Genomic DNA, 12,419 nt, shown 5'->3' on the forward strand with positions numbered 1-12,419 from the left:
CTTAGTTTCGTACATCAATCCAAAGGGGGTCCGGAACCGGTCGTTTTCGGTCACCCGTTACCATGCGATATGAGAAAACTAATCCCGCAAGCAGCTCTCGCGGTGGCTGCTGACTACGTGAACAGCAAGGAGACTCATGCGTCCCTTGAAAGCCTGTTCCTATACGCGGGGTGCCCAGAGGAGATACCCGAAGGCAGCAAACTTGTGAAGGCCTTGGCGTGGCTACGAGCCACCAACACATCCCCCGCAATCAAGGACCCACTTGCAGTATTCGGGAAGGTTATTGAGGCGTACATGGACACCGAGGTCCAGCCTTGGAATTACAACTTCGATACGGTGTCCGCTTTCCGCAAGAAGATGAACGCAACACTAGCAACGGCAGGGCTGCGCTACCGCGCTGGCGGCTTGGTTTCTGGCGGGCTTGCTGCGCCCACTCAAACCCTTGCGGGGTTTATCAAGGACAGGGACGAAGCAGCTATTACCCAAGAGTTCGAGCGGGCGGCTCAAAAGGCCGAGAGCGAACCACGTGAGGCAGTCTCGGCGGCAGCGAACATTTTGGAATCGCTGTGCAAACACTACATTGAGGCGGAAGGGTTGGACCTGCCATCTAAGCAGGTCCTAAAGGAACTGTGGAATGTAGTGCGCAAGGACCTCGGATTTGACCCAGGCCAAGTCGCAGACGATGACCTTAAGGTTGTTCTGGTAGGTCTAATTCAAATCGTTGACGGTCTCGGTGCCTTCAGGACACATGCCAGTAGCGCCCACGGTAGCGGTCCAAAGTCATACCGCCTACAGCCCCGACATTCCCGCCTCGCGGTCCACGCAGCTCACACGGCCGCGCTGTTCATATTAGAGAGTTGGGACAATAAGAAGAACGGCACCCGTACGGCTTGAACAAACGGCAACGCTCTTACTAGTTCGACTCCCGTGATTCCAGGGGGCAACTCGAAGCCCCCTAAGGGGGAAGTTGTCATTGCGGGTTTCTGGAAAGACCTCTGACATTTTTTCGGCAAATTTTGCCGGGTCTTCCAAGCCACAACATTGATTCGCGCGACCCCCGAGTATCAGTCCTTGGGGTCTTCATCTTCGACCTCGTCGGGCCCATCGGGTGCAACCTGCGCACGACGCTCGGCTAGCCACTGCAACCGCTTTGCTTGGGTGAGCAGAGTGTTCCGAATACCGCTACTGACACGCCGCTCACTGATGCCCGTCGCTAAGGCGGCGAGGGTCTGTGCCCTGCGGGCGATGCGGATGTCTGGGTGGTCGCGTAACTCAATAATCTTGTCGGTAGCAATCCTGCGCTCAAGATACGGCGGGATATCAACCGCTCGTTTTGGTGCCGGAGGTGGCTTCTCGTTTAGCACCGCCCCAAACCTGGACTTTGTCAGCAGCTCCTGAAACACGTTGTGCTCAAGGGCGTCTATAGTTTCCTTAGCCTCGACGTCTTTAGCGCCGCGGCCCTGAAGACTTGGCATCGGATAGACCCGCACTGTGCACACTTCAAAGGGGTCAAGGATGTTTTTAGCGACGGCATCGCTCCGCCGTCCTGTCAGGTGCCGTCCGATGCGACTACTCAGGCTCTCGCGAGTCTGCCCTACGTAGATCGGCTCTTCGTCATAGTCAAAAAAAGCGTACACGCCCCATTGAACGTTGCCAAGCGGCATGTCTGAGTCGCCGACTGTGTAGGGCTGGCGAAGAAACTCGGTGAGGGCTTGTATTTGCTCTGCAACCTCAAATGGCAGGGCAACGGTATTGTCCTTCGACACGAGCGCTCCTCCCTTGGTTCCCTTGGGAGGTTTCGCGCTCATGCCGCTTTCCGGCGGTTCACTACAGAGTTTGCAGCAAGGATAGGTTCAAGCACTGTGCGACCGATGTGCGCAACTACAGGCACGACCACGCCGTCGCCCGCTACGTGATAAGCGTCGTTGTATCGCGGCGGCAACTTGTAAGAGTCGTCCAGTCCCATCAATCTCGCAGCCTCGCGCGGCGACAGCAGGCGTGTACGGATACGAGGGCCTTCGACCACAATGATTGTCTGGCGACTAGAGCCTCCGGAGGGCGTCCGCAAGCATCCTGCGATACCGTCAAATCTCACCTCGGCACGTTGCACACCCAGGCGTGTTCGGCGATAGATTGTGCCTACCGTCAGGCCACCTAACGCCTGAGCCTTGAGTACCTTCTCGCGGTGTAATGGAGCCATCATCTCAAGTAAGCGCTTGGTCTCGGCTGACGTGTGCCAGGTGACCCCTTTCGGCTCTCTCTCGATGATGTCGTCTAACGTCTTTAGCCGCAGCTGTGGTGCCGGCGGGTTAAGCCATACCCAGTCCTTTTTAAACTTAGGGGCGAGCCTGTTGTGCGCCCTAATGAGCGCCTCGGGATGCCAAGCAGGCGTAGGACCCGCACCAACCATGCTTTCCGGCAAGCGGTAGCTTTTGTCCACACCCAAAATGAACACTCGAGGCCGCGATTGAGGCACGAAATGGACTGCGTCAACCACTACTACGCCGGCCATATAGCCCTCGCCGACGATAGCCTTGATGATGGCCTCGAAGTCTGCTCCATCATGACTCGTCAGCGCTCCGTACACATTCTCCAGAACGACAAGCGGCGGCTTGCGTCCGCTCTTGTTCAACCCTTGGATCAGTTTCCAGAACCCCCAGAAACAGCCCGAGCGGTCCCCCACAAGCCCCGCACCAGCGCCGGCAAGTGAGAGGTCTTGGCAGGGGAAGGAGCCCCATGCCAGGTCCGGTTGACCGGGAAGCCCCGCCGCATTTAAATCATAAATATCGCCAACGCGAAGATGGTCCGCACCATAATTTTCGGCATACGCCGCAGCTTTCATGGGGCTGATGTCATTCGCTAGAAGGCAATCCCAGCCTTCCCCGAGGCCGGCACGAGCCATTCCGCCACCGGCAAAAAACTCGTAAAAGGTGCGCTTGTTTTGCATGGAAGGGATTGTAGGGCTCCGACTGGTTGTTTGTACAGGTCTCAACAGCCGTCCTCGCGGCGTCTAAGGGTAAGAGCTAGTCTTTTTACAATCCGCTGCGGCTCGCGGAAGGAGTGCTCCCAAACCCGCAACACTGACCAGCCTTCCTTGCGAAGTTGGCGAGTCACACGGCGGTCACGGGCCGCGTTACGGGCAACCTTTCTGACCCAATACTCAGCGTTCGCTTTTGGCATCGTCTTGGCGCAATGCGGGCAACCGTGCCAAAAGCATCCGTCAACAAAAAGCGCCACACGGGATGCGGGCCATGCAAAGTCGGGTTTACCTGGAAGGGCCAGATGGCGACGCCAGCCGCTCAAACCAGCCTTCCGTAGCAATGCGACCATCTTCAACTCGGTACTGGCATTACCAGTTGCACGGACGGAGCGCATAGTCCGTGACCGTGTTGCGTCAGGCGCTACAAGTGCGGGCGCAGGGTTGGGTTTGATCCTGCCGTCACTTGACGATTGCTGGTGAGCCATGGCTAATTGCTACGTGAGGTGACGCGGCATGGGGACATTAACGGGCATTGCTAGTTTCTGGAGTTCCACCATTTTCTTGGTAAAGGGCTCGGGGCCGAAGACGTAGTGGCGGTCTTGAATCGCAGTTGTTGTACCGTCGCTATGTCCGGTGATTTCCTTGGACACTACCCCCTGGTTACGGCATTGGGTGACGAAAGTCTTGCGTAACGTATAGGCACCAGTGACTTGCTCCCCAGGCGGGGCGGTGCGGGTATAAAGTCCCACGGTTCTCAAGAGCCCCGCGATGAGCCCATAGTGTGCCGTGAAGGGGTTTCCGCCCTTTACTCGCCATGTCGGAAACATGCGGTCACAGCCCGCCGCCTTTACGCGCTGGAGATAGGAGGGGAACCCCAGGCGGACAAGCTCTGCATGTAACGGTACCCGCCGCGCCTCTCCTGTCTTGATGGATTTCTTGACGCCAACGCCCGCTGCGCTCTTCTCGTCTAAGTCGATATACCAATGCCCGCCCACCTTGCCAAAGTCAAACTGCGGATTCAATTGGCACAGCTCGCGGGGACGTGCCCCAGTAAAGAGCATCGCTACCAGTAACCAGTAGAGCGGCTCCTGCTTTGGATCCTGCGCCACCTGAACGAACGCTTCGCCCTCAAACAGAACCTTCAGCTCAACATCTGTCAATGCTCGCTGCTGGTCTTCTTCGGGAAGCCTCTTACCCATATACCTGATGCCATCAACTGTGAGTGGCCGAAACCCGTCATCGCCAAAGTTCCGGGCGGCATCCCTGAGGAAAGTGCCCAGCGGCCCCCTGTAGTTACTCTCGTATGTCGTGGGGCTCATCCCCTTCTCGGTTTCTTCAGCGAGCATTGCAGCAATGGACTCGCCACCGTCGAACCTCCGCGCCCACGCAGCAGGTAAACGACAGATGTCGCGCATGAACTCGGTAACAGATTTTTGACGTAACTCACTGACCTTTAAGTCGCGCCCGAGCACCTCTCCAAAGAGTTGGAGGCACCTTCGCACCTTGCGCTGAAAGTCATTGGCAGCTAGCCCTTTGAGGTAGTGTTCAATGACCTCTCCCAGGGTTACGGCTTTTGCTTCCGCACGCGGCTCAGCTGCGATGCTAGAGGTAAGGCGCACAGGGGCAACAGGGCGTGGAGGCGTTGGAACGAAGTCGTCTCCAATGCGCCGGCTGATGTCCTTCAGGGCTTGGTACAGGCCCTCTGTGGCCTTGTATGCCGCTACTTCCCACGCAGGAGAGCCCGGTGCGATGGACAGCCCGACATCCTCCAGCAACTTTGCCATCCGCTGCCTCTCATATGGCCCAACTACCACTCTCCCCGACTTGAGGCCGTCGATGGAGTCGCTAAATTGGTCCGCCCGGATACCTTCGTAAGCTTCTCGGGAGTCATCGTCGGGGCGTGCCATTCGCACTGCGTCATCCTCCTCCAAGATATGAGCGCGAATCCGCTCTCGAACATAGCTTTGCTCGTCCGGTGTGAGGTCTTCAAGCTGGAGGGGCGCGACGGTTTGCTTGCTGAGGATGGCCTTGGCCTTCTCGAACTCGGCGGCCACTTCAGCATCGCGGTAGGCGGCTCTGGTTCGAGCCACCTCCATGTCCGAGGTTCTAAGCGATTCGCGGAACTCACCACGACCCACTATCGGGACAAGCAATTCTGGGACACGGCGGCGATACCACCACTGGCCTCCACGGCGTTCGGTATGAGGGGGTTTCTTCACGTTTTGCACACTCCGATTTTGACCCGATGTGGAACAGGTCTGTGGAACAGTGCAATCCTTGAGAAGGTCCTATTCGCTTGGAACCCGCGCAATTGCTGGATTCCCGGGAGTTGTGGTGCGGCTGGCGGGGATCGAACCCACGACCCTTGGCTTCGGAGGCCAATACTCTATCCACTGAGCTACAGCCGCAACGCTGGAAACGGTTTGCGCCGGAATTCGCGGCCGGGAGGCGCGGAATCAGGGCGATTTGCATTGCGCAAGCGGTTCACGCCGCGCAACGTGCCCGATTCTACCAGCCGGCCGCGGCGCCCTCTTGGCCCCGCAAGGCCCCAGTTATAATGTGAGGTTGCTGAGCAAGCGCTGCACAGGCGCGCCCCACCAATACGCGATAGCCCCCGATTTTTAGTTTTTTGAGGACGCCATGAGCGCAAACGACCACACCACGGCCCACGAAGAAGCCCACACTGGCCCGATCAAGACGCCCCAGCAACTGCTGGCAGCGGTTTTTTTCTCTTTTGTCGTCCCCGTTTTCGCCATCATCGGCCTGGTTTATTACGTGGCCTCGGCCAACAAGCCTGCCGCCGGCGCCGACGAAGATGCCAAGGCCGTCGCCCAGCGCATCCAGAAAATCGGTTCGGTTGAAATCCGCGATGCGAACCGCCCCCTCAAATCCGGCGAAGAAGTCTATAAAGCCCAGTGCGTGACCTGCCACGGCACGGGCGCCGCCGGCGCACCGAAGTTCGGCGACGCGGGCGCCTGGGCCCCACGCATCAAGACCGGCTTCGATGCCCTCTGGCACTCGGCCCTCAAGGGCAAGGGCGCGATGGGCGCCCAAGGCGGCGGCGACTTTGAAGATGTCGAAGTCGGCCGTGCCGTGGTCTATATGACGGCAGCCGCCGGCGGCAAGTTCGCCGAGCCCGCAGCACCTGCCGCCGCGGCATCGGCTCCGGCCGCCGCTGCGACGGCCGCCGCCCCACCGGCAGACGTCGTAGCTGCCCTGGCCGCCGCCAACAAGGGCGCCGCACCTGCTGCAGCGCCGGCTACCGCCGCTGGCGCCGTCCCCGCGCTGTACGGCCAGGTGTGCGCCGCCTGCCACGTGGCTGGTGTGGCCAACGCTCCCAAACTGGGCGACAAGGCCGCCTGGGCCCCGCGTGTGGCCGCCGGCGTCGATGCACTGACCGCCAGCGCCATCAAGGGCAAGGGCGCAATGCCTCCCAAGGGCGGCTCCGCTGCCCCCGACAGCGAGATCAAGGCTGTGGTGCAGTACATGGTCAACGCCGCCAAATAAGCGCCTGCCTCCTCCACAAAAAAAGCCGGTCGTTGACCGGCTTTTTTGTTGCCCCCTGCACATGTCAAACGGCGGCGGGCTGCTGCTTTTCGTTCAGGGCCTGCGGGCTGCGCACATACCCAAAGCGCCCCGGCAAATCACGGGCGGGATATTCCTCGGGCACCCACAGGCCCTGCTCCACCGCGTCGGCGGCATGCGTCATGTCCTGGGTGTGGACCAGGCCGAAGCCAAGGTCGGTTTCGAGGTAAACACGGCCCACCTCATCGACGATGCAGCGCTGGATGCGCGCGGGCGCGCCGGTGTGCGCGGCGACCGCGAACGTGGGCGCCGGGCCGACGCGCCAGACCAGCGGCGTGGCTTCGAGTTCCACATACACGCGCTGCGGGCCGTTCTGGAAGAACCAGCGGCCGGCGGCGTCGCTCTCGTAGTTTCGCTGGATGAAGTCGATCAGCTTGTCGTGCTTGAGCAGCGAACCCTTGGCGGCCTGGTTGCGCGCGGGATCGGCGCCGGGCACACCGCTGAAAGGGCCGGCGGCCTGGGCCCTGTCGTCGCGCATATACCAGTTGCCGCGCGCGTCCAGCCCGAGCCAGCCGTAGCAGTCGGGAACGTTGGGCCACTTGGCGATCGCTTGCCGAACTATGTCGTCCATGGGTGTATTTTGCGCCGCGATGCTTTTCTTATAGCTGCGCCGCGAGGAAACCCGTGACCGCGTCGGGCATGGCGCGCACGTGGCCCGGAAACGGCGCGGAGGGAAAGCCCACATGGCCGCCCTGGGCCGGCTGCCACAGCGTGACATGCGGGCCGGTTTCCGCGGCCTGGGGCAGGCTGGACGCCGGCACAAAGGGATCGTTGAGCGCGTTCAAGGCCAGTGCGGGCACGGCGATCCGGTGCAGGTGCGGCTTGGCCGACGCGCGCGACCAGTAGTCGTCGGCGTCCTTGAAGCCGTGGACGGGTGCGGTGAAGACGTTGTCGAAAGCGTAGAGGTCGCGCGCGGCCAGCAGCCGGTCGCGGTCGAACAGCCCGGGGTGCTGCTCGAGCTTCAGCAAGGCCTTGGGCACCATGGTCTTGAGGAACATGCGGGTGTAGACCTGGCGGTTGAAACCCCGGCCGATGGCCCAGCCGCTGGCGGCAAGGTCCAGTGGCGAGCACACGGAGGCGATGCCGGCCACGACCTGCCGGGCCTCGGCGCCCATCTCGCCGGCCCAGCGCATCAGCGCGTTGCCGCCCAGGGAAATGCCGACGGCCATCACCGGCCCGGTGCGCCGGCCCACGAAGCGCCGCAGTATCCAGTCGATCTCGGCGAAATCGCCCGAATGGTAGGCGCGCGGCGCGAGGTTGAGCTCACCCGAACAGCCGCGGAAGTGCGGAATCGCGCAGGCCCAGCCGCGTTCGCGCGCAGCATCGGCAAGCGCTTCGGCGTAATGGCTGGCGGAAGAGCCTTCAAGGCCGTGGAACACCACGAGCAAGGGCTTTTGCGCGGAGCTTGCGTCATCAGCCGAATCGCCGGTGACCAGCCAATCGACGTCAACGAAATCTTCATCGGGCGTCGTCCACCGCTCACGGCGAAACAGCGGCTGCGGGCCCAGGAAGCGGCGCGAGCGCAAGGCGGCCCAGATGGTTTGCAGGTTGCCACCCGGGAGCCACCAGGGCGCGGCATAGTTCATGGCGGGTTCCACGCGAAGGCCGGGTCAGTGAAGAACGGTGGGTGTTTCCGACACTTCCTGCATTTCGCGCGGCGTGCCGGGACTGGCATGGTGGGCCACCAGGCGCCAGCCTTGTGCGGTCTTGTGGTACACGTTGGTGGCGATGACGTAGGCGTGGCGCGGGCCTTCCCCGGTCAGCACCTCGATGCGCTCAAGCACGCTGTGCACGCTGGCGCTCATGGTTTCGACCTTGCGCACCTTGATGGCCTGCGCGCGTATGGTGCCGTTGGAGAACATCGCGTCGAACGTCGCGCGTATGGCCGCCGGCCCCACAAGCCGGGCGCCCCCCGGGTGCACGCAGACGATGTCGTCGTCGTCGCCCCAGCAGGCCATGAGCTTTTCAATGTCGCCGCTTTGCAGCGCCTCGTAAAAAGCCGCTTCGATGTCATCGGCGTTGCCGGTGCTGGCGGGCGGGACTCTGGGTTTGGGCATGGAGGCGATCAAAAGGGTTCTGGCAAGGGAGGCGCCGGCGTCAATCCTGCCCGGCATTTGGTGTTGAATTCTGCGCGGGATTGCGCGCCGCAGCAAGCCAGGCCTGCACCACGCCTTGCATGCTACCGCCGCCCAAACGCCCACCGCCGCTCTGGTTGGCCTGCCACAGCAATTCCGGCGCGGCCACATGGGTGCCGGGCGGCAAGACCTGCAGCGCGGCATCGACAAACTCGGCGAGCTTGGCGGGCCGCACCGGCTGCTCGGCCTGAGGAACCATGAACTTGAGGGTGGACAGCATCCAGGACGCGACCCTCTCCAGAAAGTTCTTCCCCGCCGCGTCCTGCGCCTTGCGCGCCGAGCGCACCAGCAGCAGGCGTTCAAACCCCAGGGCGGCGACAGCCTGCTCGTCAAGGTTGGCCAGGCCGCGCTTGAGCGCGTCGGGCAGGCGCCCGGTGGCATGCGGCACCACCACGACCAGGGTCTGTACGCCGCAGCGCTTGAACCACTGCGCCAGCGCGGGCAACTCTGAAGGCGCCGGCGTCCAGAGCGTGCGCTCACGTCCGTAGTACATGCGTGGCGGCTCGAACATGACCAGCCCGGTATGCGCCGGCAGCGGCCTGGCGGCCCATTGTTCTATCGGCAAGGGCGCACCCGTGAGCGCGATGCCGACGCCGGACAGCCCGGTCGCCATGGCTTCGGTGGCCAGCACTTCGGTGTGCGCATAGCGGCCGCTGCCGGCCAGGCGGCGCAGCACCTCGTTGCCCAGCACGCCGGTGGCGCCGGCCACCAGCAGGCGCGGCTTGCCTGGGGCGGTGGATACGGGGCGCATCGCGGACTGCAAGGCCTGCAGCGGGCTGCCCGCGACGGGAGGCTGGGAAGGAAAGGACATTCGACTATGTTAGTGTTGCGGCTTGCATTTTCGGAGCAGCGACATGACGATATCCCGCTTTTTGACATTCACCTTCGCGGCCCTGCTGGGCCTGCTGCTCACGGGCTGCGGCTACAACGACTTCCAGCGCCTGGACGAGCAAAGCAAGTCGGCCTGGTCCGAGGTGCTGAACCAGTACCAGCGCCGCGCCGACCTGGTGCCCAACATCGTGGCCACGGTCAAGGGTGAAGCCCAGTTTGAGCAGGACACGCTGACCAAGGTGGTGGAGGCGCGCGCCAAGGCGACGTCGATCCAGGTGACGCCCGAAACCCTGAACGACCCGGCCGCCTTCCGCAAATTCCAGGCGGCGCAGGGTGAACTCGGCGGCGCGCTGAGCCGCCTCATGGTGGTCAGCGAACGTTACCCCGACCTGAAGGCCAACCAGGGATTCCGCGACCTGCGCGTGCAGCTCGAAGGCACCGAGAACCGCATCACCGTGGCGCGCAACCGCTACATCCAGACCGTGCAGGAATACAACGTGCTCGCACGCAGCTTTCCGAGCAACCTGACGGCCATGATGTTCAGCTACCAGGTCAAGCCCAACTTCTCGGTGCAGAACGAGGCGCAGATCTCCACGCCGCCGGTGGTGGATTTCAACAAGAAATAAAACGCAGCGGACCCGGCCGTGCAGCGACCCGCGCTACTCCTTCACCGCGGCGCCCTGCTGGTGCTGGGCCTGCTGCTGGCCGCCTGGCTGCCGCTGGCGGCCTGGGCGCAGGGCGGTGTGCAGGCGGTACCGGTGCTGACGGCCCATGTCATGGACGGCACCGGCACACTGGACGCGGCGCAGCGCGATGCGCTCGAGGCCAAGCTCACGGCGTTTGAACAAAGCCGGGGCGCCCAGGTCGTGTTCCTCATCGTGCCCACAACCCAGCCGGAAGACATCGCCGCCTATGCGCAACGCGTAGGCGACAGCTGGAAGATAGGCCGCAAGGGCGTCGGCGACGGCCTCTTGCTGGTGGTGGCCAAAAACGACCGCAAGGTACGCATCGAAACCACGAAGGCGCTGGAAGGCGCGATCCCCGACCTGGCGGCGCGCCAGGTGATAGACACAGCCATCACGCCGCGTTTCAAGCAGGGCGACTTCGCCGGCGGACTGAACGCCGCGGCCGACCAGCTCATCGCGCGGATCAGCGGCGAAAACCTGCCCGCGCCCGAACGCCGCAGCGGCAGCACCAACGACGGTTTCGAATGGACCGACCTCGCCGTCTTCCTGTTTTTTGCCGTGCCGATAGGCGGGCGGATTGCCGCCATGGTCCTGGGGCGCAAGTTCGGCTCGCTGGCCACCGGCGGTGTGGTCGGTGTGCTGGCCTGGGTTTTCACCAGCAGCCTGATCGTGGCCGGCCTTGCCATCCTGGTGGGCACGGTGTTCGCGCTGGTCGCCAGCCTGGGCGCCCTGGGCAGCGGCGGGCGCTCCTCAGGCGGCTGGAGCGGCGGCAGCAGCAGTGATGGCGGTGGTTTCAGCAGCGGCGGTGGTGGTGATTTTGGCGGCGGCGGCGCCTCGGGAGACTGGTAGGCACATGCTCAACAAACTCAAAACTATCCTCAAGCATCTCTGGCTTGACGCATCCGACGCCAGGCGCGCCATCCCGCCCGACATGCTGGAACGGCTCACGCGGCGCGTGGCGGCCAGCGAGCAGCGTCACAGCGGCGAGATCCGTATCTGCGTGGAAGCTTCGCTGCCCCTGAGCTATCTGCGGCGGCTGGGCAAACAGCTTTCCATCCCCACACTCACGCGCCAGCGCGCGGTGACGATGTTCGGCAAGCTGCGGGTCTGGGACACCGAACACAACAACGGCGTGCTGATTTACGTATTGCTGGCCGAGCGTGCGATCGAGATCGTGGCCGACCGCGGCGTGGCGCGGCAGGTGGGCCCGAACCAATGGCAGGCCATGGTGGCCCGCATGGCGGTGGCCTTCCGCGAGCAGCGTTATGAAGACGGGTTGACGCAGGCGCTGGAGGAAACCTCGGCCGTGTTGATGCAACACTTCGCGGTGGATGCCGGCAGCCCGGAGGCGAACACCAATGAGTTGCCCGATACGCCGCTGCTGCAATAAGAACGGCTCAGGGCGACAGCAAAACGCCCAGGACGAATAAAGCTGTCAGCACGACGAGTACCCGCCGTACCCAGGTCATGCGCGAACGCTTCCCCCTGCGGTGCGGTGAAAGCTCATCCCCCCATGTCAGACTGTCCAGCGTGCTGTTCATAGCCTCACCTCGTTGCTTCAGTTGAAATCCTGTGCCAACGATAAGGCGGGGGTATGCCGGCTGGCTGTCATTTAGCGTGTCGAGTTGTTATTTGCGGCATTTGCGCAACAGCATGAGCGCTAAAGGCCTACCGTCCGCACACCTCCCAACGTGCCACCCACAAAAAAGCCCCTGGCTTTCGGCAGGGGCTTGATGCGATCCGGTGGAACCGGAGGCGTGTGTATTACTTCTTCTGACGGTACTTGCGCAAGGCGGCGATCTGCGCGGCCATGACGGCGAGTTCAGACTGGGCCATGGCGATGTCGATGTCGCTCTTGGCGTTCTTCAGCGCTTCCTCGGCCGCAGCGCGGGCTTCGCTGGCCTTGGTCTCGTCCAGGTCCTTGCCGCGGATGGCGGTGTCGCTCAACACCGTCACGCAGTTGGGCTGCACTTCGAGCAGGCCGCCGGCCACGAAGACGAATTCTTCCGTGCCGTCGGCTTTTTCAATGCGCACGGCGCCCGGCTTGATGCGGGTGATCAGCGGCGTGTGGCGCGGGTAAATGCCCAGCTCGCCGGCTTCGCCAGGCAATGCCACGAACTTGGCTTCGCCCGAGAAGATGGACTCTTCTGCGGATACGACGTCGACGTGAATGGTGGTTGACATAAGCGATCCTTAGTGAGA

At 62.7% G+C, this 12,419-nt stretch carries 14 protein-coding genes and 1 tRNA gene; 5 read left to right on the plus strand and 10 right to left on the minus strand.

Going from position 1 to position 12,419, the window contains the following annotated elements:
- Positions 1-69: 69 nt before the first annotated feature.
- On the plus strand, positions 70-894 hold the full coding sequence (locus AC1D1F_RS13670; protein ID WP_477697457.1) for an abortive infection family protein: 825 nt from the start codon (positions 70-72) through the stop codon (positions 892-894).
- 170 nt (positions 895-1,064) lie between these two features.
- Here AC1D1F_RS13670 and AC1D1F_RS13675 read toward each other — a convergent pair whose 3' ends face one another.
- The 5 genes from AC1D1F_RS13675 to AC1D1F_RS13695 form a co-directional block, all read right to left on the minus strand.
- Complete coding sequence (locus AC1D1F_RS13675; RefSeq protein WP_477678602.1) at positions 1,065-1,808, minus strand: GIY-YIG nuclease family protein; 744 nt, start codon at positions 1,806-1,808, stop codon at positions 1,065-1,067.
- On the minus strand, positions 1,805-2,947 hold the full coding sequence (locus AC1D1F_RS13680; protein ID WP_477678603.1) for a DNA cytosine methyltransferase: 1,143 nt from the start codon (positions 2,945-2,947) through the stop codon (positions 1,805-1,807). The genes AC1D1F_RS13675 and AC1D1F_RS13680 overlap by 4 nt, the downstream gene beginning before the upstream one ends.
- A 41-nt stretch (positions 2,948-2,988) precedes the next feature.
- Positions 2,989-3,465, minus strand: a complete 477-nt coding sequence (locus tag AC1D1F_RS13685) for a very short patch repair endonuclease (protein ID WP_477678604.1) — start codon at positions 3,463-3,465, stop codon at positions 2,989-2,991.
- Between the two features lie 9 nt (positions 3,466-3,474).
- The gene (locus tag AC1D1F_RS13690; RefSeq protein ID WP_477700753.1) at positions 3,475-5,199 is read right to left on the minus strand and encodes a DUF6538 domain-containing protein; all 1,725 of its coding nucleotides are present in this window, start codon (positions 5,197-5,199) and stop codon (positions 3,475-3,477) included.
- Between the two features lie 113 nt (positions 5,200-5,312).
- Positions 5,313-5,388, minus strand: a tRNA-Arg gene (locus AC1D1F_RS13695).
- A 232-nt stretch (positions 5,389-5,620) separates the two neighbouring features.
- Here AC1D1F_RS13695 and AC1D1F_RS13700 point away from each other — a divergent pair.
- Positions 5,621-6,487: a c-type cytochrome gene (locus tag AC1D1F_RS13700; RefSeq protein ID WP_477696794.1), complete on the plus strand. Its 867-nt coding sequence runs from the start codon at positions 5,621-5,623 to the stop codon at positions 6,485-6,487.
- A gap of 64 nt (positions 6,488-6,551) precedes the next feature.
- Here AC1D1F_RS13700 and AC1D1F_RS13705 read toward each other — a convergent pair whose 3' ends face one another.
- Genes AC1D1F_RS13705 through AC1D1F_RS13720 form a run of 4 tightly spaced genes read right to left on the minus strand, consistent with a single transcriptional unit; the run spans position 6,552 to position 9,511 of the window.
- Complete coding sequence (locus AC1D1F_RS13705) at positions 6,552-7,136, minus strand: DUF2946 family protein (protein ID WP_477696795.1); 585 nt, start codon at positions 7,134-7,136, stop codon at positions 6,552-6,554.
- 28 nt (positions 7,137-7,164) lie between these two features.
- The gene (locus tag AC1D1F_RS13710) at positions 7,165-8,151 is read right to left on the minus strand and encodes a YheT family hydrolase (RefSeq protein WP_477678784.1); all 987 of its coding nucleotides are present in this window, start codon (positions 8,149-8,151) and stop codon (positions 7,165-7,167) included.
- Positions 8,152-8,175: 24 nt separating this feature from the next.
- Complete coding sequence (locus tag AC1D1F_RS13715) at positions 8,176-8,622, minus strand: YybH family protein (protein WP_477655751.1); 447 nt, start codon at positions 8,620-8,622, stop codon at positions 8,176-8,178.
- A gap of 40 nt (positions 8,623-8,662) precedes the next feature.
- Positions 8,663-9,511 carry a hypothetical protein gene (locus tag AC1D1F_RS13720; protein ID WP_477678782.1) on the minus strand — a complete coding sequence of 283 codons (849 nt, stop codon included), beginning with the start codon at positions 9,509-9,511 and terminating at the stop codon, positions 8,663-8,665.
- Between the two features lie 43 nt (positions 9,512-9,554).
- On the opposite strand from AC1D1F_RS13720, the gene AC1D1F_RS13725 reads away from it, so the two are divergent.
- The 3 genes from AC1D1F_RS13725 to AC1D1F_RS13735 are packed head-to-tail and all read left to right on the plus strand — an operon-like array spanning position 9,555 to position 11,607.
- Entirely contained in the window at positions 9,555-10,157 is a 603-nt protein-coding gene (locus AC1D1F_RS13725; protein ID WP_477696796.1) for a LemA family protein, read from the plus strand.
- An 18-nt stretch (positions 10,158-10,175) separates the two neighbouring features.
- Positions 10,176-11,066: a TPM domain-containing protein gene (locus tag AC1D1F_RS13730; protein ID WP_477696797.1), complete on the plus strand. Its 891-nt coding sequence runs from the start codon at positions 10,176-10,178 to the stop codon at positions 11,064-11,066.
- Between the two features lie 4 nt (positions 11,067-11,070).
- Positions 11,071-11,607 carry a TPM domain-containing protein gene (locus AC1D1F_RS13735; protein ID WP_477696798.1) on the plus strand — a complete coding sequence of 179 codons (537 nt, stop codon included), beginning with the start codon at positions 11,071-11,073 and terminating at the stop codon, positions 11,605-11,607.
- A 374-nt stretch (positions 11,608-11,981) separates the two neighbouring features.
- Here the strand turns inward: AC1D1F_RS13735 and AC1D1F_RS13740 are convergent, their stop codons facing one another.
- Positions 11,982-12,401 carry a F0F1 ATP synthase subunit epsilon gene (locus AC1D1F_RS13740; RefSeq protein WP_477655757.1) on the minus strand — a complete coding sequence of 140 codons (420 nt, stop codon included), beginning with the start codon at positions 12,399-12,401 and terminating at the stop codon, positions 11,982-11,984.
- Positions 12,402-12,419 lie beyond the last annotated feature (18 nt).

Source organism: Polaromonas sp. P1_H6, assembly GCF_056405195.1.